This window comes from Pseudomonas sp. 67(2021) (genome assembly GCF_017491835.1).
GTDB classification, from domain to species: domain Bacteria; phylum Pseudomonadota; class Gammaproteobacteria; order Pseudomonadales; family Pseudomonadaceae; genus Aquipseudomonas; species Aquipseudomonas atacamensis.
Map to the genome: position 1 here is coordinate 30,878 of NZ_JAFGYL010000016.1, position 23,223 is coordinate 54,100.

General features: G+C 61.3%; 25 protein-coding genes and 1 pseudogene. 10 read left to right on the top strand and 16 right to left on the bottom strand.

Features of this window, described 5'->3' with window-relative positions:
• Position 1 precedes the first annotated feature (1 nt).
• Positions 2-619, bottom strand: a complete 618-nt coding sequence (gene lolB / locus J5M66_RS19040; RefSeq protein ID WP_207809677.1) for a lipoprotein insertase outer membrane protein LolB — start codon at positions 617-619, stop codon at positions 2-4.
• A gap of 3 nt (positions 620-622) precedes the next feature.
• Positions 623-2,347 (bottom strand): tetratricopeptide repeat protein, encoded by a 1,725-nt coding sequence (locus tag J5M66_RS19045; protein WP_207809679.1) that lies wholly within the window; start codon positions 2,345-2,347, stop codon positions 623-625.
• A gap of 182 nt (positions 2,348-2,529) precedes the next feature.
• Here J5M66_RS19045 and hemA point away from each other — a divergent pair, with 182 nt between their 5' ends.
• From hemA to J5M66_RS19075, 6 genes are all read left to right on the top strand, one after another.
• Entirely contained in the window at positions 2,530-3,816 is a 1,287-nt protein-coding gene (gene hemA, locus J5M66_RS19050; RefSeq protein WP_016773209.1) for a glutamyl-tRNA reductase, read from the top strand.
• Positions 3,813-4,895 (top strand): peptide chain release factor 1, encoded by a 1,083-nt coding sequence (gene prfA / locus J5M66_RS19055; RefSeq protein WP_016773210.1) that lies wholly within the window; start codon positions 3,813-3,815, stop codon positions 4,893-4,895. Before hemA ends, prfA begins: the two co-directional genes overlap by 4 nt.
• Positions 4,896-5,726 (top strand): peptide chain release factor N(5)-glutamine methyltransferase, encoded by an 831-nt coding sequence (gene prmC, locus J5M66_RS19060; protein ID WP_207809681.1) that lies wholly within the window; start codon positions 4,896-4,898, stop codon positions 5,724-5,726.
• On the top strand, positions 5,720-6,475 hold the full coding sequence (locus tag J5M66_RS19065; RefSeq protein WP_123444162.1) for a molybdopterin-synthase adenylyltransferase MoeB: 756 nt from the start codon (positions 5,720-5,722) through the stop codon (positions 6,473-6,475). Before prmC ends, J5M66_RS19065 begins: the two co-directional genes overlap by 7 nt.
• On the top strand, positions 6,468-7,259 hold the full coding sequence (murI, locus tag J5M66_RS19070; RefSeq protein ID WP_207809683.1) for a glutamate racemase: 792 nt from the start codon (positions 6,468-6,470) through the stop codon (positions 7,257-7,259). Before J5M66_RS19065 ends, murI begins: the two co-directional genes overlap by 8 nt.
• A gap of 111 nt (positions 7,260-7,370) precedes the next feature.
• Positions 7,371-7,889: an acyloxyacyl hydrolase gene (locus J5M66_RS19075; RefSeq protein ID WP_073473508.1), complete on the top strand. Its 519-nt coding sequence runs from the start codon at positions 7,371-7,373 to the stop codon at positions 7,887-7,889.
• A gap of 135 nt (positions 7,890-8,024) precedes the next feature.
• Here J5M66_RS19075 and J5M66_RS19080 read toward each other — a convergent pair whose 3' ends face one another.
• The 12 genes from J5M66_RS19080 to J5M66_RS19135 form a co-directional block, all read right to left on the bottom strand.
• Entirely contained in the window at positions 8,025-8,330 is a 306-nt protein-coding gene (locus J5M66_RS19080) for a YkgJ family cysteine cluster protein (RefSeq protein ID WP_024014290.1), read from the bottom strand.
• A gap of 52 nt (positions 8,331-8,382) precedes the next feature.
• Positions 8,383-8,874: a DUF2878 domain-containing protein gene (locus J5M66_RS19085; protein WP_123444163.1), complete on the bottom strand. Its 492-nt coding sequence runs from the start codon at positions 8,872-8,874 to the stop codon at positions 8,383-8,385.
• Positions 8,867-10,132, bottom strand: coding sequence for a cyclopropane-fatty-acyl-phospholipid synthase family protein (locus J5M66_RS19090; protein WP_024014288.1), 1,266 nt, complete (start codon positions 10,130-10,132; stop codon positions 8,867-8,869). Before J5M66_RS19090 ends, J5M66_RS19085 begins: the two co-directional genes overlap by 8 nt.
• Complete coding sequence (locus J5M66_RS19095; RefSeq protein ID WP_207809686.1) at positions 10,119-10,934, bottom strand: DUF1365 domain-containing protein; 816 nt, start codon at positions 10,932-10,934, stop codon at positions 10,119-10,121. The genes J5M66_RS19090 and J5M66_RS19095 overlap by 14 nt, the downstream gene beginning before the upstream one ends.
• Positions 10,931-12,178, bottom strand: coding sequence for an FAD-dependent oxidoreductase (locus J5M66_RS19100; protein ID WP_207809688.1), 1,248 nt, complete (start codon positions 12,176-12,178; stop codon positions 10,931-10,933). Before J5M66_RS19100 ends, J5M66_RS19095 begins: the two co-directional genes overlap by 4 nt.
• Positions 12,175-12,957 (bottom strand): SDR family NAD(P)-dependent oxidoreductase, encoded by a 783-nt coding sequence (locus J5M66_RS19105; protein WP_016773219.1) that lies wholly within the window; start codon positions 12,955-12,957, stop codon positions 12,175-12,177. The genes J5M66_RS19100 and J5M66_RS19105 overlap by 4 nt, the downstream gene beginning before the upstream one ends.
• Complete coding sequence (locus J5M66_RS19110) at positions 12,954-13,376, bottom strand: nuclear transport factor 2 family protein (protein ID WP_207809690.1); 423 nt, start codon at positions 13,374-13,376, stop codon at positions 12,954-12,956. Before J5M66_RS19110 ends, J5M66_RS19105 begins: the two co-directional genes overlap by 4 nt.
• The gene (phrB, locus tag J5M66_RS19115; protein ID WP_207809692.1) at positions 13,369-14,814 is read right to left on the bottom strand and encodes a deoxyribodipyrimidine photo-lyase; all 1,446 of its coding nucleotides are present in this window, start codon (positions 14,812-14,814) and stop codon (positions 13,369-13,371) included. The genes J5M66_RS19110 and phrB overlap by 8 nt, the downstream gene beginning before the upstream one ends.
• Positions 14,815-14,830: 16 nt before the next feature.
• Complete coding sequence (locus J5M66_RS19120) at positions 14,831-15,772, bottom strand: MerR family transcriptional regulator (protein WP_016773222.1); 942 nt, start codon at positions 15,770-15,772, stop codon at positions 14,831-14,833.
• Positions 15,772-16,734: a DUF523 and DUF1722 domain-containing protein gene (locus J5M66_RS19125; protein ID WP_041479992.1), complete on the bottom strand. Its 963-nt coding sequence runs from the start codon at positions 16,732-16,734 to the stop codon at positions 15,772-15,774. Before J5M66_RS19125 ends, J5M66_RS19120 begins: the two co-directional genes overlap by 1 nt.
• Positions 16,735-16,948: 214 nt before the next feature.
• Complete coding sequence (locus J5M66_RS19130) at positions 16,949-17,164, bottom strand: TIGR02450 family Trp-rich protein (protein ID WP_016773224.1); 216 nt, start codon at positions 17,162-17,164, stop codon at positions 16,949-16,951.
• Positions 17,161-18,147: an NAD(P)/FAD-dependent oxidoreductase gene (locus J5M66_RS19135; protein ID WP_207809694.1), complete on the bottom strand. Its 987-nt coding sequence runs from the start codon at positions 18,145-18,147 to the stop codon at positions 17,161-17,163. The genes J5M66_RS19130 and J5M66_RS19135 overlap by 4 nt, the downstream gene beginning before the upstream one ends.
• A gap of 197 nt (positions 18,148-18,344) precedes the next feature.
• Here J5M66_RS19135 and J5M66_RS19140 point away from each other — a divergent pair, with 197 nt between their 5' ends.
• Positions 18,345-19,247 carry a TIGR01777 family oxidoreductase gene (locus tag J5M66_RS19140; RefSeq protein WP_056790263.1) on the top strand — a complete coding sequence of 301 codons (903 nt, stop codon included), beginning with the start codon at positions 18,345-18,347 and terminating at the stop codon, positions 19,245-19,247.
• Between the two features lie 13 nt (positions 19,248-19,260).
• Positions 19,261-20,286, top strand: coding sequence for a ferrochelatase (gene hemH / locus J5M66_RS19145; RefSeq protein WP_123444168.1), 1,026 nt, complete (start codon positions 19,261-19,263; stop codon positions 20,284-20,286).
• 132 nt (positions 20,287-20,418) lie between these two features.
• On the opposite strand, the gene J5M66_RS19150 is transcribed toward hemH, so the two are convergent.
• Entirely contained in the window at positions 20,419-21,693 is a 1,275-nt protein-coding gene (locus J5M66_RS19150; RefSeq protein WP_016773229.1) for a uracil-xanthine permease family protein, read from the bottom strand.
• Between the two features lie 2 nt (positions 21,694-21,695).
• A complete protein-coding gene (gene upp, locus J5M66_RS19155) occupies positions 21,696-22,334 on the bottom strand; it encodes a uracil phosphoribosyltransferase (RefSeq protein ID WP_024014279.1) in 639 nt (212 codons plus the stop codon).
• A 164-nt stretch (positions 22,335-22,498) separates the two neighbouring features.
• Between upp and J5M66_RS19160 the strand changes: the two genes are divergently transcribed.
• Both J5M66_RS19160 and J5M66_RS27010 read left to right on the top strand, forming a co-directional pair.
• Positions 22,499-23,056 carry a hypoxanthine-guanine phosphoribosyltransferase gene (locus J5M66_RS19160; protein WP_016773231.1) on the top strand — a complete coding sequence of 186 codons (558 nt, stop codon included), beginning with the start codon at positions 22,499-22,501 and terminating at the stop codon, positions 23,054-23,056.
• A gap of 9 nt (positions 23,057-23,065) precedes the next feature.
• Positions 23,066-23,164, top strand: a pseudogene (locus J5M66_RS27010) (metal ABC transporter ATP-binding protein); the annotation flags it as partial.
• Positions 23,165-23,223: the final 59 nt, after the last annotated feature.

Here is a 23,223-nt window from a genome sequence, read left to right on the forward strand (position 1 = left end):
GTTATTGCCCCAACTTGCGCGGTTGCCAGGTTTTGATCACCAGCGTCACGTCGAGGTCGGTGCCGTGCAGCTTGATGCGCTCGGGCAGCCAATAACCATTCTGTTCGGTGTAGGCGGTGTATTCGACTTTCCAGCCGTCCTGCTCAAGGCTGGCCAGATGACTGTCGGCGTCCAGATTCAAGCGACTTTTGCTTTCCGGCGCGGGCAGGCCACGAACCCACCAGGCCAGATTCGACACCGGCAATTTCCAGCCCAGCTGTTCTTCGAGCAGAGCTTCGGGTGACTGCGATTCGTAGCGGCCCTGGTTGGCGACTTCCAGCGACACCTTGCCCGGACGCCCGGTCAGGCGCGCCGCGCCACGACCCAGCGGGCCGGACAGGCGAATGTCGTAGTAGTCCTGACGCTGCAGCCAGAACAGCGTGCCGCTGCCGGAATCTTTCGGCGCGCGGATGCCGATCTTTCCGTCGATCTGCCAGCCATCGAGGCCGGTCAGTTGCTGTTTATTCGCCGCCCACTGGGCCGGGCTGCCGTGGCCCTCGACCGATTCGCGAGTGCCGAAACCCGAGCAGCCGGCGAGCAGGGCGATGAAGCTGAAAACAATAACGTGGCGCAAAAGCATGGTTTAAAGATTCTCGGATCCGGTCAGGCGCTTGATGGTGCTGCGCAGAATGGTGCTGTCGGGCTGATCCTTGAGGAACTTGCCCCACACTTGTTTGGCTTCGCGCTGATTGCCCTTGGCCCAGAGGACTTCGCCCAGGTGCGCGGCGACTTCGTGGTCAGGGAAACGCTCGAGCGCCTGGCGCAGGTATTTCTCCGCGTCGTCCAGATTTCCCAGGCGATAGTTCACCCAGCCGAGGCTGTCGAGTACCGCCGGGTCTTCCGGATTGATCTGGTGCGCCTGCTCGATCAGCGTTTTCGCTTCAGCGTAGCGGGTGGTGCGATCGGACAAGGTGTAGCCCAGTGCATTGAGCGCCATGGCGTTGTCCGGGTCGCGCTTGATGATCAGGCGCAGGTCTTTCTCCATTTGCGCCAGATCATTGCGTTTCTCCGCGAGCATGGCGCGGGTGTAAAGCAGATTGAGATCGTCCGGGTATTTCTGCAGCGCTTGTTGCAGAACCTTCCAGGCCTTGTCGTCCTGTTTATTGGCCGAGAGGGTTTCCGATTCGATCAGATACAGCTGGATCGCGTAGTCGGGCTGCTCGTCACGCTCGGCCGCCAGTTTGCTCTGCGCTTCGGCGGTTTTGCCGTTGCTCATCAGGATATCGGCCTGACGCAGCTGTGCCGGCAGATAGTCATTGCCCGGGCCGACCTGGGCATACTCGATGAGCGCGCCTTGCGGGTCATTGCGCTCTTCGGCAATCCGGCCGAGATTCAGATGCGCCGAATCGACATGGCTTTCGCGAGCGATCAGGTCTTCCAGATAACCCTTGGCCTCTTCCCACGCCTTGGCTTCCAGGCACACCAGCGCCAGCGAATAACGCAGTTCGTCGTCTTCCGGGTATTGCTGAACGAGGGTGGAGAATTCGGCCTTGGCGTCGTCCATGCGGTCCTGTTCGACGAGCATGCGCGCGTAAGTCAGGCGCAGGCGCTTGTCTTCCGGGTATTTCCTGATGCTTTTCTGTAACAGCGGCAGCGCTTCGTCGCCACGGTTGAGCAATTGAAGCAGGCGCGCACGCAGCAGGATCGGTGCGATCTCGCCATCTTCCGGCGGATTGTCTTCGAGTAGAGTCAGCGCACCTTGATTGTCGCCGTCCTGCTGCAACAGCAGAGCCTTGCCGAAAATCAGCTGATTGTTGTTCGGGTGGCGCTCAAGCAAACGGTCGAAGCTTTTCATCAGGCCGTTGCGGGTTTCCTGATCGGTGTCGGCCGCCGACAGCGCGAGGAAATCGAAATGGGTGTCGCCCTTGCCCTGCAGGACTTTCTCCATGTAGACCATGGAGTCGTCGTAGCGCCCGGCGCGGGCCAGTTGCACGGCAGCGGCGCGTTGCGCTTCGAGATCATCCGGCGCGTTGCGCGCCCAGATCAGCGCGGTGTCGAGGGCCGGTTGATCGGCGCCCAGATATTCGGCGATGCGGAAAGCCCGCTCGGAGACGCCCGGATCCTGGGTGTTGATGGCCTGGGTCACGTAATTGTCCAGGGCAATGTCGAAACGATTGCGCTGGCCGGCGAGTTCGGCGCTCAGCAGACTGAACACGGTTTCCTCGCTGAATGAGCCGTAAACCTTGGGCTTTTCAGGTGCGGGCGTGGTGTCTTCGACCGGCGGGGTGCCGTCCGGCGCAACGGGCGCCATGGCCTGGCAGCCGCTGAGGAAGACAAAAGCGAGGAGCAACGCGGAAGATCTATTCATATAGGAAGAGGACGACTAACCTGCGGTCGGATCATCATGACACAAGCCTTCGGCCAAACATAACCGAGACTCAATTGTGGCCATTATAGGGGCTGACGATTGGGACAATAGTCAGCGGTAGTTGTTCTGAATCTTTCGAAGTAGGACAATTGCCGGCTTCACGTCACCACCAGCGACCTTGAATGGCCTTCCTTGCACTCGGTATCAACCACAAGACTGCTTCAGTAGACGTCCGCGAGCGCGTGGCCTTTACCCCTGAGCAGCTGGTGGAGGCCTTGCAGCAGCTCTGCCGACTGACCGACAGCCGCGAAGCCGCGATCCTCTCCACCTGCAATCGCAGTGAGCTTTATATAGAACAGGATCAGCTGTCGGCCGATGTCGTGCTGCGCTGGCTGGCCGATTATCACCATCTGAGCCTCGACGAACTGCGCGCCAGTGCCTATGTGCATGAAGACGATGCGGCTGTTCGTCACATGATGCGCGTCGCCTCCGGGCTCGATTCGCTGGTGTTGGGCGAACCGCAGATTCTCGGTCAGATGAAATCGGCCTACGCCGTGGCCCGCGAGGCCGGCACCATCGGTCCGCTGCTGGGGCGGCTGTTTCAGGCGACGTTCAATGCCGCCAAGCAGGTGCGTACCGATACTGCGATCGGCGAGAACCCGGTGTCGGTGGCGTTTGCTGCGGTGAGCCTGGCGAAACAGATTTTCAGCGATCTGCAACGCAGCCAGGCGCTGCTGATCGGTGCCGGTGAGACGATTACGCTGGTCGCGCGCCATTTGCATGAGCTGGGGGTCAAGCGCATCGTCGTTGCCAACCGCACGCTGGAGCGCGCCAGTCAGTTGGCCGAGCAATTTGGGGCTCACGCGGTGCTGCTCTCGGACATTCCGGCGGAGCTGGTGCGCAGTGATATCGTCATCAGTTCGACCGCCAGCCAGTTGCCAATCCTCGGCAAGGGTGCAGTGGAAAGTGCGCTGAAGCTGCGCAAGCACAAGCCGATCTTCATGGTCGACATTGCCGTACCGCGCGATATCGAGCCGGAAGTCGGCGAACTCGACGACGTTTACCTGTACAGCGTCGACGATCTCCACGAAGTGGTCGCCGAGAACCTCAAGAGCCGTCAGGGCGCTGCGCAAGCGGCGGAGGAAATGGTCTCGGTCGGCGCCGACGATTTCATGGTGCGCCTGCGCGAACTGGCGGCAGTCGATGTGCTCAAGGCCTATCGTCAACAGAGCGAACGCCTGCGGGACGAGGAATTGCAGAAGGCCCTGCGTCTGCTGGCCAACGGCGGCAACGCCGAAGACGTGCTCGGGCAACTGGCCCGTGGCCTGACCAACAAACTCTTGCATGCGCCCAGCGTGCAGTTGAAAAAGCTGTCTGCCGAAGGCCGCCTCGATGCGCTGGCCATGGCCCAGGAACTCTTTGCCCTTGAGGGCTCACCGGATAGTTTTTCGGATAAAAAACCGCAATGAAAGCGTCACTGCTCAACAAGCTGGACATTCTCCAGGACCGTTTCGAGGAACTGACCGCGCTGCTCGGCGACGGTGAAGTCATTGCCGATCAGGCCAAGTTCCGCGCCTATTCCAAGGAATACGCCGAACTCGAGCCGGTAGTGGCCGCCTATAAAAAGCTGCTCGGCGTGCAAAGCGATCTTGAAGGCGCGCAGGCGCTGCTCAAGGACAACGACCCGGACATGCGCGAAATGGCCGTGGAAGAAGTTCGCGAAGCCAAGGAGTTGCTGGTCACGCTGGAATCCGATCTGCAGCGCATGTTGCTGCCTAAAGATCCGAATGACGGGCGCAACGTCTTCCTCGAAATTCGCGCCGGCACCGGTGGCGACGAGGCGGCGATCTTCTCCGGCGACCTGTTCCGCATGTACTCGCGTTATGCCGAGCGGCGTGGCTGGCGCGTCGAGATCCTCTCGGAAAACGAAGGTGAACACGGCGGCTATAAAGAAGTCATCGCGCGCATCGAAGGCGACAACGTTTACGGCAAGCTGAAATTCGAGTCCGGCGCACACCGCGTCCAGCGTGTCCCCGCCACCGAATCCCAGGGCCGGATCCACACCTCCGCCTGCACCGTGGCGGTATTGCCCGAGCCGGACGAGCGCGAAGCCATCGAGATCAACCCGGCGGATCTGCGTGTCGACACTTACCGTTCCTCCGGCGCTGGTGGTCAGCACGTCAACACCACCGATTCGGCGATCCGCATCACCCACATCCCGACCGGCACCGTCGTCGAGTGTCAGGAAGAACGTTCCCAGCACAAGAACCGTGCCCGGGCGATGGCGTGGCTGTCGGCGAAACTCAACGATCAGCAGAACGCAGCGGCGGCCAACGCGATTGCCAGTGAGCGCAAGTTGCTGGTCGGCTCCGGCGATCGTTCCGAGCGTATCCGCACCTACAACTACGCTCAGGGCCGGGTCACCGACCATCGCGTCAACCTGACCCTGTATTCCCTGGATGAAATTCTCGCCGGTGGCGTCGAAGCCGTGATCGAGCCGCTGCTGGCCGAATATCAGGCTGACCAGCTCGCAGCGATAGGTGAATAAATGACCATCATCGCCAGCCTGTTGCGCGCTGCCGAGTTGCCGGACTCGCCGACTGCGCGTCTGGACGCTGAATTGCTCCTCGCCGCCGCATTGGGCAAGTCGCGCAGCTTTCTGCACACCTGGCCCGAACGCATCGTGCCGAGCGAGGCTGCGCTGACCTTTGCCGAGTATTTGCAACGCCGCCGCAGTGGCGAGCCGGTGGCTTACATTCTGGGCCAGCAGGGTTTCTGGAAACTCGATCTGGAAGTCGCGCCGCACACGCTGATTCCGCGCCCGGACACCGAACTGCTGGTAGAGGCAGCCCTTGAGCTGCTGCCGACAACCCCGGCCAAGGTCCTCGATCTGGGCACCGGCAGTGGCGCGATTGCTTTGGCTTTGGCCAGCGAACGCCCGGCGTGGAAAGTCACCGCCGTGGATCGTGTGCTTGAAGCCGTGGCCCTGGCCGAACGCAATCGCCAGCGTCTGCACCTGAACAACGCTACGGTGCTGAGCAGCCATTGGTTCAGCGCCCTTGAAGGCCAGCGCTTTCAACTGATCATCAGCAACCCGCCGTACATTGCCGCCACCGATCCGCATCTGGTCGAGGGCGATGTACGCTTCGAACCGGCCAGTGCGCTGATCGCCGGTGAAGATGGCCTCGACGATCTGCGCCTGATTGTTGCGCAGGCGCCGGATCATCTTGAAGCCGGCGGCTGGCTGATGCTCGAACACGGGTATGATCAGGCCGAAGCCGTGCGTGACCTACTGCTCACTCGTGGCTTTGCAGAAGTCCACAGCCGCACCGATCTGGGCGGCCATCAACGCATCAGTCTGGGGCGCCTGCCGTGCTGAATGATCAGGAATTGCTGCGCTACAGCCGGCAGATTCTGCTGCAACACGTCGACATCGACGGGCAACTGAAGCTCAAGGCCAGCCGCGTGCTGATCGTCGGCCTTGGCGGTCTCGGCGCGCCGGTGGCGTTGTATCTGGCGGCAGCGGGCGTCGGCGAGTTGCATCTGGCGGATTTCGACACGGTCGATCTGACCAACCTGCAACGGCAGATCATTCACGACACCGACAGTGTCGGCATGTCCAAGGTCGACTCGGCGCTCAAGCGCCTGGGCGCGATCAATCCAGAGATTCAACTGATCGCCCATCGTCAGGCGCTGGACGAGGATTCCCTCGCCGCAGCGGTGGCGGCGGTGGATCTGGTGCTCGATTGCTCGGACAACTTTTCCACGCGCGAGGCGGTTAACGCCGCTTGTGTTGCCGCGTGCAAGCCACTGGTCAGTGGCGCGGCGATTCGTCTGGAAGGGCAGCTGTCGGTGTTCGATCCGCGGCGTGGCGAGAGCCCTTGCTACCACTGCCTGTACGGACACGGCAGCGAAGCCGAACTGACCTGCAGCGAGGCCGGCGTGGTCGGGCCATTGGTCGGTCTGGTCGGCAGCTTGCAGGCGCTGGAAGCGTTGAAGGTGCTGGTCGGCTTTGGCGAACCCTTGGTGGGGCGACTGTTGTTGATCGACGCCTTGGGCTCGCGCTTCCGTGAATTACGAGTCAAGCGTGATCCGGGCTGCAGCGTCTGTGGCGCGCGCCATGCGTGAAGCGCAGATCGGCGTGTTCGATTCCGGGGTCGGCGGCTTGTCGGTCCTCGGCGAAATCCAGCGCTTGCTGCCCAACGAATCGCTGCTTTACGTCGCCGATTGCGGGCACATTCCTTACGGCGAGAAAACCCCGGAATTCATCCGCCAGCGTTGCAGTGCGATGGCAGGATTTTTTCGCGAGCAGGGTGCCAAGGCTTTGGTACTGGCATGCAATACCGCGACCGTGGCCGGTGTTGCCGACCTGCGTCGTGATTTCCCGGACTGGCCGATTGTCGGCATGGAGCCGGCGGTGAAACCGGCCGCAGCGGCCACGCGAAGCGGCGTGGTTGGCGTTCTGGCCACGACCGGCACGTTGCAGAGCGCAAAGTTTGCCGCGTTGCTCGATCGTTTCGCGGCTGACATAAAAGTCATCACCCAGCCCTGTCCGGGACTGGTCGAACTGATCGAAACGGGTGATCTGCACAGCGCCGAATTACGCACTTTATTGCAAGGTTACGTCGCTCCATTGCTGGCGCAAAACTGCGACACAATCATTCTTGGCTGCACCCATTATCCCTTCCTCAAGCCGTTACTCAGGTCGATGATCGCCGACGATGTCAGCCTGATCGATACCGGAGCTGCCGTGGCCCGGCAGTTGCAGCGCTTGCTCGCCGAGCGTGATCTGCTGGCGCAACGTCCGAGCCAGCCAGTGAAGTTCTGGACCAGTGGCGATCCGCAATCCCTCAGAAAAATCCTACCGTTGCTGGGCCAAACTGCGTCGAATGTGCAAAACTTCGACTTGTAAAAAAAATGTGAAATAACTGAAAAAACGCTGAACTTCTGACCAAGCGCGGATTTCTATAGCGACAGCAGCAACTAAAAACCAAACGATCGTTCCGGAAAAGGAAGTTTCAAAGTGAAGCGACTATTCTGCTTGGCCGCGATTGCGGCCGCACTGATGGGGCAAAGCATTTCTGCACAAGCCGCTGGCGTTGAATTCGCCGTCGGCGGTACCAGCGATTCGACAATGACGTATCGCTTAGGCATGAATTTCGACTGGGACAAGAGCTGGCTGCAGAGCGACGTGGGTCGCCTGACCGGCTACTGGAGCGGTGCCTACACGTATTGGGAAGGTGACAAGACTTCCAGCAACAACAGCCTGTCGTTCTCGCCTGTATTCGTTTACGAGTTTGCCGGCCAGTCGGTCAAGCCATACGTGGAAGCGGGTATCGGCGTGGCGTTCTTCTCCAACACCGAGTACGAAAGCAACAAGCTGGGCGGCTCCTTCCAGTTCGAAGACCGCATCGGTGTCGGCCTGCGCTTCAACGGCGGCCACGAAGTCGGCATCCGCGCCACGCACTACTCCAACGCCGGCCTGTCCAGCGACAACGATGGTGTAGAAAGCTACGCGCTGCATTACACAATGCCGCTGTAACACGCCGCTACGCGGAACCAACGTGGGAGCGAGCCTGCTCGCGAAAGCCGAGTGTCAGTCAATTCAAATGGTGGCTGACACACCGCCTTCGCGAGCAGGCTCGCTCCCACAGTTGTTTCTGCGTTGTCAAAGAAATCAGCGGTAGGCTGTCGCAATACCCCGGCGCTCTTCGATGCACTCCGGCGCGCCCATTTCAAACTCGCGGCAAATCAGCGGGCGTCGTTCATAGATCGTGCACATCATGCTGTCGCGATCCAGCGCCGCGCACCAGCCGTCGTCCAGACGCAGCATCACTTCACCGCCCCATTCATCGGTATCGATAAAGCGATCAGGTACGCCGGTGTCGGTGATCAGCATCACTTCGAGCTGGCAGCAGCACGCCGCACAGGTCGAGCAGGTGACCGCCGGTTCGGCAATTTGGGTGTGGGGGATGGTTTTCATCGTGGCAGTGTAAGGCAGTGATCGCCGTGGGTGTGAAAGCGCTGACGGACGCTCACGGCGCCAGACGCCGCGCCATCAAATGCAACAGTGGGAACAAGCCTGCCCAGAGCAGGCCGATGACGATCAGCGTCGCCGCCTCGCCGTAGGGAAATTGCACGCCGGCCAGCCGTCCGCCAGCGTAGTACGACAATGCGCCGCCCACCGCGCCAAGTGCGCTGGCCAGCCACCATGGCCGCGCGCTCCAGGCCAGGCAATGGCGCAACGTGGTGGCGAGCAGCGCCCAGAGCAGCATCAGCCACAGCGGAATCAGCGGTGAGGCGTCTGCAAAGCGGAACACGTCGAGGTAACGCAAGACGCTGTCCACCGCCGTGCCGACAATCACCACGCACAGAATCAAACGACCTTCTGCCGCCCAACTGCTGATCCAGCGCAGATGAATCACCAGTGCCGCCACCGCCAGCAACAGCCACAAACTGTTGCCGCCGAGCACGCAGGCCAGCCAGCCGAGCTGAAACAGCACGGCATTGGCGATTCGCTCACGCATCGAAGCGACCGAGCAACGGTGCGGTCATCGCCGCCGGTTTGGCCAGCAGCAATTGCGCGGTGCCGATGGTGCGTTCGAGGAATCCTCCCTCGCAGTAGCACAGATAGAACTCCCACAAACGCAGGAAATAATCGTCGTAGCCCAGTTCGCTCAGGCGACCATGGGCGAGGCGAAAATTCTCGTGCCACAGGCGCAGTGTCTTGGCGTAATGCAGGCCAAAATCTTCCATGTGCAGCAGGTTCATGTCGGTTTCGCGGCTGACCACATCGAGCATCTTGTGCACCGAGGGCAGGGCGCCGCCGGGGAAGATGTAGCGCTGGATAAAGTCGACGCTGCGCTTGGCCTGTTCATAACGTTGCTCGCGAATGGTGATCGCCTGGAGCAGCATCAGGCCGTTGCTCTTGAGCAAGTGCGCGCATTGCTTGAAGTAGGTCGGCAGGAACCGATGGCCGACCGCTTCGATCATCTCGATCGACACCAGTTTGTCGTACTCGCCGCTGAGGTCGCGGTAGTCCTTGAGCAGCAGGGTGACGCGATCCTGCAAGCCGAGTTGTTCGATGCGCTTGGCAGTGAACGCGAACTGCTCTTTCGACAGCGTCGTGGTGGTCACGCGGCAACCGTAATGCTGCGCTGCGTACAGGGCCATGCTGCCCCAACCGGTGCCGATTTCCAGCAGGTGGTCGCTGGGTTTGAGCGCGAGTTTCTGGCAGATGCGTTCAAGTTTGTTCAATTGCGCCTGTTCCAGGGTGTCGCTCGGCGAAAGGAACTGGGCGGCGGAATACATCATGGTCGGGTCGAGAAACTGTTCGAACAGTTCATTGCCGAGGTCGTAGTGCGCGGCGATGTTTTTCTGCGAACCCTTGCGCGTGTTGCGATTGAGCCAGTGCAGCCCTTGTACGAAGGGCCGGCCCAGACGCGCCAAGCCACCTTCCATGGCATCGAGTACATCGAGATTGCTGACGAATACGCGCACCACAGCAGTCAGGTCCGGCGAACTCCAATAGCCGTGGATGAATGCTTCGCCGGCGCCGATCGAGCCGCTACTGGCGACCATGCCCCACAGGGCCGGGTCGAGTACATGGACTTCGCCGAGCAGAGCACTGCCCGGGGTGCCGAAAAGCATTTGTTCGCCATCCTCGACGACCATCAATTGTCCGTGTTTGAGCTGGGCCAATTGGCGCAACACGCCACGGCGCAGCAGCGAGCCGGTCAAACCGTTGGTGCTGAAGCGACCGAGCGGCAGGCTAGAGGATTTCATGGTGCGGCTCCTTCGGAGGCACAGTGGCGGTTTTAAAGCTGCCGTCGGCAGCCTGGTGAGGGAAGATCGGCGCGCGCTTGAGCAGCAGTCGCAGCGCTTGCCAATAAATCGCCAGAGCGGTTTTTGCGGTCATCCACGGAAAGCGCCGCAGGTAGCGATGCAGGCTGCGACGATCGAGCGGTTCACGGCGCAGATTGAGCGTGGCGTCGAACAGTTTCTCGTTGCCCTGCCAATCGGCCATGTGCACGCCAAGGCTTTGCGCAGCGGGGCTGAAGCTCATGCGGTATTCAAGGTCGCGGGGCAGAAACGGCGACACGTGAAACGCCTTGGCCACAGCGAAATGCTGATGGAAATCCACCAGGCTGGTCGGCACCTGCGCCGGCAGCACATAGTGATAACGCTCGCGCCATGGCGTATTGGTTACTTCACAAACGATCGCCGCGAGTTGCCCGTCGGCTTCATGGCAATAGAAGAAACTCACCGGATTGAACGACAGGCCCCAACTGCGCGGCTGGGTCAGCAGGCATACCGCGCCTTGCGGCTCATGACCGATGGCTGCGCCGACCTGCTGGCGCACCGCGTCGATCAGGCGCATGCCCTTGCCGGTGAAGGCTTTCAGGTAATCGGTTTCGCGAAACGAGAACGGCGCAAAGCGGCTGCGCCCGGCCAGTGGCGACAGCGCCAGCACGGCGTCCTGTTCGCTCAGGTCGAGATAGAGCAAACCGATGCGATAGCGGAATTCGTGGCGGCGCGGCGAAAAACGTCGGTGGCCGATGACGCCGTTGTACAGAGCGCTGTTCACAGGGTTTCACCGAACGCGGCGGCTACGCGCAGCCCGCTGACCACGCCATCTTCATGAAAGCCGTTGGCCCAGTAGGCGCCGCAATAATGCGTGTGCTGCTCGCCGTCGAGTTCGCCCCAACGGTTTTGCGCGGCCGCTGCGGCGAGGGTGTATTGCGGGTGGGCGTAGGTATAGCGGGCCAGCACTTTATCCGGGCTGATGCCGGCAGTCTGGTTGAGGCTGACGCAGAACGTGGTGTCGCTCTCGATACCCTGCAGGATGTTCATGTTGTAGGTGACCGCCGCGCGCGTATGGCCGGCGCCCTCGAGGCGATAATTCCAGCTGGCCCAGGCCAGTTTGCGCGTTGGCAGCAGGCGCGTGTCGGTGTGCAGCACGACGTCGTTGTCGGCGTAGAGCAGGGCACCGAGAATCGAACGCTCGGCGTCGCTCGGGTTGGCCAGCAGGTTCAGCGCCTGATCGCTATGACAGGCGAACACCACTTTGTCGAAATGTTCGAGGCCGGCCGGGCTGTGGATAACTACGCCGTGCTGGTTGCGCTCGAGGCGCTTGACTGGGCAGTTCAGGCGGATCCTGTCGCTGAACGAAGCGGTCAGCGGCGCCACATAGGCACTGGAACCGCCTTCGATGACCTGCCACTGCGGACGATCGCTGACTGAGAGCAGGCCATGATTCTTGAAGAAGCGCAGGAAGAATTGCAGCGGGAAATTGAGCATTTCCGCCATCGGCATCGACCAGATCGCCGCGCCCATCGGCACGATGTAATGCAGGATGAAACGCTCGCCGTAGCCGCCAGCCTTGAGGTAATCATCGAGGGTGGTGTCGGCGGCGATGCGCAGTTCGATCAGGTCGCGCTGGGCTTCTTTGTTGAAGCGCAGAATGTCGCGCAGCATGCCCCAGAACCCCGGCGACAACAGATTGCTGCGCTGTGCGAACAGGCTGTTGAGGTTGTTGCCGTTGTATTCCACGCCAGTGTCCGGGTCGGTTACCGAAAAGCTCATTTCGGTCGGCTTGAACGCCACGCCGAGCTGGTTGAGCAAGCGAATGAAGTTCGGGTAAGTCCAGTCGTTGAACACGATGAAACCGGTATCGATGGCGAACGATTGCCCGGCCACGCTGACCGGTACGGTGTGGGTATGGCCGCCGACCCAGTCACTCGCTTCGAACACAGTGATGTCGTGGCGGCGGTTCAGCAGGTAGGCGCAGGTGAGCCCGGCGATACCGCTGCCAATTACGGCGATTTTCATATCGGGTCCCGCTGCGGAGGGTTCTTGCGCACCATGCGTTTGCCGATCGCCAGTTGCGCGCGAGCGGGCAGTTTCGACAGCGGCCACAGCGCGGCCATGAACAGCCCCGGGAAGGCAATTTCCAGCGGACGGTCTTTGAGTTTGGCGAAGATGTGCCGCGCCGCTTTATCCGCAGGCCAGCTCAGCGGCATCGGGAAATCGTTCCTTTCGGTCAGCGGCGTTTCGACAAAACCCGGGCTGATGATGGTGACTTCAATGCCTTCATCCGCCAGATCGATGCGCAGCGATTCGAACAGGTAACGCAGCCCGGCCTTCGATGCGCCATAGGCCTCGGCCCGTGGCAGTGGCAGGTAAGTCACCGAGCTGGCCATGCCGACCAGATGCGGCGCGGTGCCTTTGCGCAACAGCGGCAGGGCGGCTTCGATGCAATAGCTGCTGGCGAGCAGATTGGTGCGCACCACGTGCTCGATGATCGACGAATCGAACTGGCGCGCGTCGACATATTCACAGGTGCCGGCGTTGAGAATCACGCTGTCCAGCGAACCCCAGGCCTCGGCGATCTGCTCACCGATTTCACGCACGGTCTGACTGTTGGTCAGATCGCCGGGCACCACCAGCACCTGGCCCGGATAACGCTGGGACAAAACCTTGAGCGGCGCGGCCGAGCGCGAGCTGACCGCCAGGTGCGCGCCGCTTTTCAGAATGTCCTCACACAAGGCTGCACCGATGCCACTGCTGGCGCCGGTCAACCAATACCGCCGTGGAGGTGTACGACTCATCCCATTCTCCTTTTCAGCCAGGCAATCACCCGGCCCAATATTGGCAAGTGTTCATACAGCAGCGCCCCGGCATCGAAATAATCCCGATGGCGATAAACCTTGTCGCGCCAGAGCAGGTGCGAACAGCCACCGACCCTGATTTCCCGGCCCTTGGCCAGGCGCGGATGGCGATAACTCATGACCCAGCGCAGGTAACCCTCACCTTCGCGGATCTGGTCGAAACCATGAAAATCGAAACGCAGATCGCTGACGTTGGCGTACAGCTCGCTGAAGTAATCCTGCAGTTGTGCCAGGCCCTGAACTTCGTGCAGCGGATCAGTGAAATGAATGTCGTCGCTGTACAGCTCGCCGAGGCGATACAGGTTGTCTTTGTTCAACCCGGAAAACTCGCGGGCGAAGCTGCGCAGGAATTCACTCATCGCTGCCGCCCACTGGCTGGCGCGACGGCAGGTTCTTGAACGCCGTCAGCGCACGCTCGCGTGAGGCGCTGAGGTTGACGATCGGGGCCGGATAATCGGCCACGCCGAACAGTCCTCCTGCTGCCGCCGGATTGTGCACTTCCTTCTTGTTGAGCCCGGCCAGTTCCGGCAACCAGTGCTTGATGAACACGCCTTCGGCATCGAATTTTTCCGACTGGCTCAACGGGTTGAAGATACGGAAGTACGGCGCCGAGTCGGTGCCGGTCGACGAGCTCCACTGCCAGCCACCGTTGTTGGCCGCCAGGTCGCCGTCGATCAGGTGGCGCATGAAAAAGCGTTCGCCCTCGCGCCAGTCGATCAGCAGGTTTTTGGTCAGGAACATCGCCACGACCATGCGCAGGCGATTGTGCATCCAGCCGGTTTCCAGCAGTTGGCGCATCGCCGCGTCGATGATCGGCAGACCGGTGCGTGCCTCTTGCCAGGCCTTGAGTTCTTCCGGCGCATCGCGCCAGGCCAGCGCCTCGGTTTCCGGGCGGAAGGCGCGATGCCGCGAGACGCGTGGATAGCCGACCAGAATGTGTTTGTAGAACTCGCGCCACAGCAGCTCGTTGATCCAGGTCACCGCGCCGACCTTGCCGCTTTCGAACTCGCCCTGATTGCTTTGCAGTGCAGCGTGCAGGCACTGGCGTGGCGAGATCACCCCGGCGGCGAGGTACGCCGACAATTGGCTGGTGCCGGGTTTGGCCGGGAAGTCTCGTTCGCTGCGGTAATAATCGATCTGCGCGTCGGTGAAGGTGTCGAGGCGGCGCCGCGCCTCTTGCTCGCCGGCCGGCCACAAGGCGCGCAGGGATTCGCTCGGCGTGGCGAAGCCTTTGACCGCCTCCGGAATTGCGTCACTTTCGATATCCAGCGCGGCCTGTTTGCCCGGTGCCTTTACAAGTGCAGGCATCGAGCGATGCAGGCGCTCGTAGCAGACCTTGCGAAACTGACTGAACACCTGGAAGTAGGTGCCGGTCTTGGTCAGGATCGTGCCGGGTTTGAACAGCAACTGATCCAGATAGCTGTGGAACTCGATGCCCTCGGCCCGCATCGTTTCGGCCACGGCTTCATCGCGGCGGCTTTCGTGGACGCCGTATTCCTCGTTGACGTGCACCGCCTCAATTTTCAATTGCCGGCACAGCTTGAGCAGTTCTGCTGGCGCCTGATCCCAGTGCGGCGCGCTGCGAATCAACAGCGGAATGTTCAGCGCGCCGAGGCTCTGGCTCAGTTCGCGCAAATTGCGTAGCCAGAAATCCACTTTGCACGGCGCATCGTCGTGCTCCAGCCATTGCTGCGGACTCAACAGATACACTGCCACAGTCGGGCCGCGCGCTGCGGCGGCCGCGAGGGCGGTGTTGTCATGTTGGCGCAGGTCGCTGCGCAGCCAGATCAGTTGCATGTGATTAAACCCATCATCAAATCAATCCGCGCTCGAGCAGCGCCTGGTGTGCGGCAAGCGGATCTTCAGCCAGGAACAGATCGGCAGTCTGGGCGGTGCGTGCGGACAACTCGGTGTGGTGAATGTGCACCGTGGGGCCAGCAATCAAGGTCGGGCAATTGACGTTCGCCAACAGCTTGGGCAACTGCGCCAGTTGCATGGCTTTGCTCGAATACAGCAGCACGCCACGGGCTTGCAGATGCTCCACGGTAAGCGCCAGTTCACCGGCCGGCAGTGGCCAGTCGAACACTTGCACCGGGCAATCGGCACTGCTGATCAGCCATGCGCACAGCCACAGATGTGGCTCCAGCGGCAGGTCGGAATGATTGATCAACAACAGCGGCGCCGAATGCAGCTGGCGGTTGTTATGGTAGATGCGTGCGCCGAATTTGCTGCGCAACCAGGAAAAGAAAAACGTCCGTTCCATCTGTGCGCCGAACTGGCCCTGCCAGCGCTGTTCGAGCTCGGCCAGCAGCGGCATCAGCAATTGCTCGCACAACGTCCGTGGCGGATACAAGGCGATGGCTTGATTGACGCTGTCATCCAGCGCGCGCTCATTGAGCGAGGTGACCGCCGACAGCAACGTCTGATGCAGACGCTGCCAATCGTTTTCCACGGTTTCCGTGAAGGCCTGCGGCGCATCGAGCAGTGGCTTGACCTGGCTGACCGCAACGCCACGGTTGAGCCAAGTGAGGATGGCCATGATTCGCTGCACATGTTCAGCGCTATACAGTCGATGGCCCTTGGGCGTGCGCTGGGGCACCACCAGGCCGTAGCGACGTTCCCACGCGCGCAGGGTGATGGCGTTGACGCCGGTCTGCCGCGCGACTTCGCGAATCGGCAACCAGCCCTCGTCGAGGGCTTTCTTGAAGTCGGCGCCGAGGTCTTCCCGGGCGCTGCTGTCGGTTTTATCGTTCATTAGATCGCGTTTCGCAGACTGAGGTTTTCCGGATGCGGCTGCAGGTAAACCTGCTGCGCGATGTACGGGTCCGGATGGAGTCGAAAATGGTGTTTGAGCAGCGTCAACGGCACCACCAGCGGCACGATGCCCTGGCGGTACTGGCCGATGATCTGCTGCATTTCCTGTTTGTCTTCGGCGCTCAGCGATTGTTTCAAATAACCGCTGAGGTGCAGCAGCACGTTGCAATGGGTGCCGCGCGTGGCGCATTTCTTCAGCGCGGCCATCAGCTCGCTGAAGTAGCGCGGGCCGAGCTCGGCGGGATCGCTGTCAGCCATGTTGCCGAGCATCTTGCCGAGGTTTTTGTATTGCAGCGGGTTGTGCGCCATCAGCAGGTACTTGTAGCGCGAATGGAATTCGGTGAGGGCGCGGCGGCTCAGGCCCTCGGCGAGCACTTGCTGCCAGGCGCTGTAGGCCAGGACGCGGGTGATGAAGTTTTCCCGCAGCACCGGATCGTTGAGGCGCCCGGCTTCTTCCACCGGCAGATCCGGATGCTGTGCACAGAATGCCTGCGCATAGATGCCGCGTCCGCCACCGTTCACTGGCGCGCCGTTGTCGTGATAGACCTTGACCCGTTCCAGCCCGCAGGATGGCGACTGCTGCATGAAGATGTAGCCGGACAGGTCCTGCAACTCGGCGGCCATTTTCTCGCCGTATTCGGCCAGCGGCCTGGTGACGTTGATGGTCCGGTCGACGGTGCCGACGGCCTCGGGTTGTTCAGGGTCGCCGACCAGCCGAATCGGCTCACGGGGAATGCCCATGCCGATGGCGACTTCCGGGCACAGCGGGACGAAATCGAAATATTCGGTGAGGGTACGGCTGCATAGCCGCGATTCCTTGTGCCCACCGTTGTAGCGCACTTCTTCGCCCAACAGGCAGGCGCTGATGGCGATCTTCGGCTTGGACAGGGAAGCAGTAGACATGAGCACCTCGAATCTATACCTGTACAGAGAGTTATCTCTGTACAACTTTTCCTCAGCATAGATCGATGGATGTACAAGTCAAATGATTTGTATAAGATTTTTGTACAGCGCTGAATCTGTGGGAGCGAGCCTGCTCGCGAAAGCAGTGGGGCAGTCGACGAATTCGAATCTGATACAGCGCTTTCGCGAGCAGGCTCGCCACCACAAGGGAAATCTATTTCCAGCCGAGTAACCAGAGCTTGCTGTCTTTCAGCACCTGCCAATCCAGCCGCTCGCTACGCTGGGTCAGCACCGCCTGCAATTCAACTTCCAGCACCGTACCTTCCTCGTCGCGGATCAGTTCGGTGACCAGAAAATGTTTTTCGCGATTTTGCGGATGGGCTGCTGTCCACTTCGACAGCAGCAATTTGCGCGGATTGATGCGATTCATTGCAGGTGTTCGTGCAAGCGACGTGCAGCCTCCTGACCACTGAGCCAGGCGCCTTCAACGCGGCCCGACAGGCACCAGTCGCCACAGGCGTACAAGCCCAGATCGACATCGGCCAGTGTGGTCCATTCATGGCCAGTGGCGGGGCGGGCGTAGAGCCAGCGGTGGGCGAGGCTGAACGTCGGCGCAGGCATGGCGCTGTGCAGCAGTTCGGCGAACGCACCGTGCAGATGTTCGATTACTGCTTCCTTGGACAGGTCGATGTGTTGCCGGCTCCAGGCGCTGGTTGCATGCAGCACCCACGTGTCAAGCGTGCTGTCGCGCCCGGGTTTGCTGCGGTTGCGCGCCAGCCAGTCGAGCGGGCTGTCCTGCACGAAGCAGCCTTCGATCGGCGTATTCAGCGGGGTTTCGAAGGCGAGAGCGACGGCCCAGGTCGGCTCCATTTTCACCCCGGCAGCGACGCCGGCAAGTTTCGGCGCGGCGGCCAGCAGCGCGGTGGCTTGCGGTGCCGGTGTGGCGATCACCACATGGCTGAAGGGGCCGTGGGTGCAGCCATCGGCGTCCTGCAGATGCCAGTGTTCTTCACCGCGATAGACCTCGGTGATGCGGCAGGCAAACTGCACGTCCAGGCCATCGAGCAGGCCGCGGGTGATGGCGCTCATGCGCGGCGTGCCGACCCAGCGGGTCTGCTCGTCCGGCGACATGTTCAGTTGGCCGCCCTGGAAGGTGTACAGCTGCGGCGCCCACTCGGCGGCCCAGCCCTGGCTCTGCCAGCGCTGCACTTCGGTGACGAAGCGCCGGTCACGCGCGGTGAAGTATTGAGCGCCCAAGTCCAGCGAGCCGGCGTCGCTGCGCTTGCTCGACATGCGCCCGCCGCTGCCGCGGCTTTTATCGAACAGTTGAACGGTATGCCCGGTCTCTGTCAGAGCCTGAGCGGCGGAGAGCCCGGCGATGCCGGTGCCGATGATTGCGATAGGTACAGTCATAGGGGCCTCGTTTACCTTTCTGTACAGACTACGCCGTCGATCAAACCTGTACAATTCTGTTTTTTGGTATAACTTCTAGCGTTCTCGTTCTGACAGCTTGGCCTATTGTTAAACCATAGAGCCTGCCCGATCGAAAAGATCCCTGCCTATAAAAATAGACTAGTGATCCGGGTTAAACGCCACGCGAGGAAGATGTCATGCACATATTGCTGACCGGCGGTACTGGTTTGATCGGACGTCAGCTCTGCCGGCACTGGCTGGAGCAGGGCCATCGGCTGACGGTGTGGAGTCGCCGCGCGGAAAAAGTCGCGCAGATCTGCGGCGCGCAAGTGCGCGGAATTTCGCGTCTGGAGGACCTCGGCGAAGAGCCGCTGGATGCGATCGTCAATCTCGCCGGCGCGCCGATTGCCGACCGCCCCTGGACCCATCGACGCAAGGCGTTGCTGTGGAGCAGCCGCATCACCCTGACGGAAACGCTGCTGGCGTGGCTGGAAACTCGCGCGCAGAAACCGTCGCTGCTGATTTCCGGCTCGGCGATCGGCTGGTACGGCGACGGTGGCGAACGCGAGTTGACTGAAGAATCGCCGCCCGGCATCGACGACTTCGCCAGTCAGTTGTGTATCGCCTGGGAAGAGACCGCGCTGCGTGCCGAGAACCTCGGCATCCGCGTGGTGCTGGTGCGAACCGGTCTGGTGCTGTCGGCCGAGGGCGGCTTTTTGTCGCGGCTGTTGCTGCCGTTCAAGCTCGGGCTCGGCGGGCCTTTGGGCAATGGTCGGCAGTGGATGCCATGGATCCATATCGACGATCAAATCGCCCTGATTGATTTTCTTCTGCACCGGAATCAGGCCAGCGGTCCTTATAATGCCTGCGCGCCGAAACCTGTGCGCAACCGCGAATTTGCCAAGACCCTGGGCAGTGTGTTGCACCGCCCGGCGTTCATGCCGATGCCGACCCTGGCGCTGAAAGTCATGCTCGGCGAGCTGTCACTGTTATTGCTCGGCGGCCAGCGTGCGACGCCGGCACGCCTGGTGGAAGCGGGGTTCAGCTTCCGCTTTACGGATTTACGCGCGGCTCTGGATGATCTCTCCAGCCGCCTCTGAAATAGGACGTTGCATGACCGATCACGCTTTGCTTCTGGTCAATCTGGGCTCTCCGGCCTCCACCTCGGTGGCCGATGTGCGCAGCTACCTCAATCAATTTCTGATGGACCCCTACGTGATCGACCTGCCATGGCCGCTGCGGCGGTTGCTGGTGTCGCTGATCCTGATCAAGCGTCCCGAACAATCGGCACACGCCTATGCCTCGATCTGGTGGGAAGAGGGCTCGCCGCTGGTGGTGCTCAGCCGCCGCTTGCAGGAGCAGATGACCCGGACGTGGAAACACGGCCCGGTGGATCTGGCGATGCGTTATGGCGAGCCGTCGATCGAAACCTGTCTGCTGCGTCTGGTCAAAGCGGGACATAAGAAGATCACGCTGGCGCCGCTGTACCCGCAGTTCGCCGACAGCACCACGACCACGGTGATCGAAGAAGCCCGGCGCGTACTGCGCGAGAAGAAGCTCGATGTGCAGTTGTCGATCCTGCAACCGTTCTACGATCAGCCGGAATACATCGAAGCACTGGCCGCCAGTGCGCGTCCGCATCTGCAGCAGGATTACGATCATCTGCTGCTGAGCTTTCACGGCTTGCCGGAGCGGCATCTGAGCAAGCTCGATCCGACGGGCAACCACTGCCTCAAAGGCGCCGATTGCTGCCAGACCGCCTCGCCGGCGGTATTGGCGACCTGTTATCGCGCGCAGTGTTTCCGTACCGCCGCCGCCTTCGCCAAAAGCATGGGCCTGCCGGACGGCAAATGGTCGGTGTCGTTTCAGTCGCGCTTGGGCCGGGCGAAATGGATCGAGCCGTATACCGAAGCGCGGCTGGATGAACTGGCCAAAAGCGGGGTGAAAAAGATTCTGGTGATGTGCCCGGCGTTCGTCGCCGATTGCATCGAGACACTGGAAGAGATCGGCGATCGCGGCAAGGAACAGTTCCGCGAAGCGGGGGGCGAGGAATTGGTGCTGGTGCCGTGCCTGAACGACGACCCGCAATGGGCCAAGGCGTTGGCGACCCTCTGCGAAAGAGCGCCGCTGGCCCTCTGAGCAAGCCCGCTCACACAGTGATCGTTCCCACGCTTTGCGTGGGAATGCAGCCCGTGACGCTCCGCGTCACTGGACGCGGAGCGTCCCTTGAGGCATCCCCACGCGGAGCGTGGGAACGATCATTGCGGGGGGTTAAATCAGCGGCTCATCCGCCTTTTTCTGCTTCCAGCCGTCATTGCCCGGCAGGATCAGGTTCAGCGCAATCGCCACCACCGCGCACAGCGCGATGCCTTTGAGGCCGAAGTCATCAGGACCGGTGCCGGTGCCGACCAGCACGCCGCCGATACCGAACACCAGCGTCACCGAAACAATCACCAGGTTGCGCGCTTCGCCCAGGTCGATCTTGTGGCGGATCAGGGTGTTCATGCCCACCGCTGCGATCGAACCGAACAGCAAGCACAGAATCCCGCCCATCACCGGCACCGGAATGCTCTGCAGCAGCGCGCCGAACTTGCCGATGAACGCCAGGGTGATGGCGAAGATCGCCGCCCAGGTCATGATTTTCGGGTTGTAGTTCTTGGTCAGCATCACCGCGCCGGTCACTTCGGCGTACGTGGTGTTGGGCGGGCCGCCGAACAGGCCGGCGGCGGTGGTGGCGATGCCGTCACCGAGCAGGGTGCGATGCAGGCCCGGCTTTTTCAGGTAATCGCGACCGGTCACGCTACCCACGGCAATCACGCCGCCGATGTGTTCGATCGCCGGGGCCAGCGCCACCGGAACGATGAACAGAATCGCCTGCCAGTTGAACTCCGGCGCGGTGAAATGCGGCAGGGCGAACCAAGGCGCTGCGGCAATCTTCGCCGTGTCGACCACGCCGAAATAGAACGACATGGCAAAACCCACCAGCACCCCGGAAATGATCGGCACCAGACGGAAGATGCCTTTGCCGAACACCGCCACGATCAGCGTGGTCAGCAGCGCCGGCATGGAAATCATCATCGCCGTCTGATAGTGGATCAGCTCGGTGCCGTCGCCGGCCTTGCCCATCGCCATGTTCGCGGCAATCGGCGCCATGGCCAGGCCGATGGAGATGATCACCGGACCGATCACTACGGGCGGCAGCAAACGGTCAATGAAGCCGGTGCCTTTGATCTTCACGGCGAGGCCGAGGAAGGTGTAGACGAAACCGGCCGCCATCACCCCGCCCATGGTCGCGGCGAGGCCGAACTGGCCCTTGGCGAGAATGATCGGTGTGATGAAGGCGAAGCTCGACGCGAGAAACACCGGCACCTGACGTCCGGTGACGATCTGGAACAGGATCGTCCCCAGACCTGCGGTGAACAGTGCCACGTTCGGGTCCAGGCCGGTGATCAGCGGCATCAGCACCAAGGCGCCGAAAGCCACGAACAGCATCTGCGCGCCGGACAGCACCGTGCGCCAGAGCGGATCGTTGAACTCTTGCTGCATGGTTACGCGTCCTTCTGCTTGGTGCCGAAGATCTTGTCACCAGCATCGCCAAGCCCAGGAATGATGTAGCCGTGCTCGTTCAAACGTTCATCGATGGACGCGGTGTAGATGGTCACGTCCGGGTGCGCTTGTTCGACGGCAGCAATGCCTTCCGGCGCGGCCACCAGGACCATGGCACGGATGTCGCGGCAACCGGCCTTTTTCAGCAGGTCGATGGTGGCAACCATGGAGCTGCCGGTGGCGAGCATCGGGTCGATGATCATCGCCAGGCGCTCGTCGATTTCCGGTACCAGTTTTTCCAGATAGGTGTGCGCTTGCAGGGTTTCTTCGTTGCGGGCAACGCCCACAGCGGAGACCTTGGCGCCCGGGATCAGGCTGAGCACGCCTTCGAGCATGCCGATGCCGGCACGCAGGATCGGTACGACGGTGATCTTCTTGCCGGCGATCTTCTCCACCGACACGGTGCCGCACCAGCCGGCAATGTCGTAGGATTCGAGCGGCAGATCTTTTGTAGCTTCATAGGTCAACAGGGCGCCGACTTCCTGAGCGAGCTCGCGGAAATTCTTGGTGCTGATGTCAGCGCGGCGCATCAGGCCGAGTTTATGACGGATCAGCGGATGGCGGATCTCGAGGATGGGCATGGGAAAGGCTCCGGCGGCGGGCAAAAAAACCGGCCTAGATTAATCTATCCGAGGGTGATGTCCTATAGGACATTCTGTACGTTAGTCCATAAGAGCTTGATTCGACCTCGCGGGATGCGTACCTTTGCCCGCTTTTCCAATTCCGCCAACCCCTGGAGAGCGCCATGTCCGCTGATCTCGAGCATATCCGTCAAATCATGCGAGAGGCTGACTGCCTGTACACCGAGTCTGAAGTCGAGGCGGCCATCGCCCGCGTCGGTGCACAAATCAACGAACAACTGGCTGACAGCAACCCGGTGGTGTTCTGCGTGATGAACGGCGGCCTGATCTTCTCCGGCAAACTGCTGACGCATCTGCAATTCCCGCTGGAAGCGTCCTACCTGCACGCGACCCGTTATCGCAACGAAACCAGCGGCGGCGACCTGTTCTGGAAAGCCAAGCCGGAAGTCTCGTTCATCGACCGCGACGTGCTGATCATCGACGACATCCTCGATGAAGGTCACACCTTGGGCGCGATCATCGACTTCTGCAAACACGCCGGCGCACGCAAAGTGCACACCGCCGTGCTGATCGACAAGGACCACGACCGCAAGGCACGTCCTGACCTGAAGGCCGATTTCGTCGGCCTGCCATGCATCGACCGCTACATCTTCGGTTATGGCATGGACTACAAAGGCTACTGGCGCAACGCCAACGGGATTTACGCCGTTAAAGGCATGTAAGAACCTGCATTGCCCCCTGTGGGAGCGAGCCTGCTCGCGAAGGCGTCGTGTCAGTCAGCATCATTGAAAACTGACACACCGCTTTCGCGAGCAGGCTCGCTCCCACAGTTGTTTTTGTGTGTGCTGATCCATCCGCGTTACCCATGCTAGAGTGCTCGGCCCCGCCT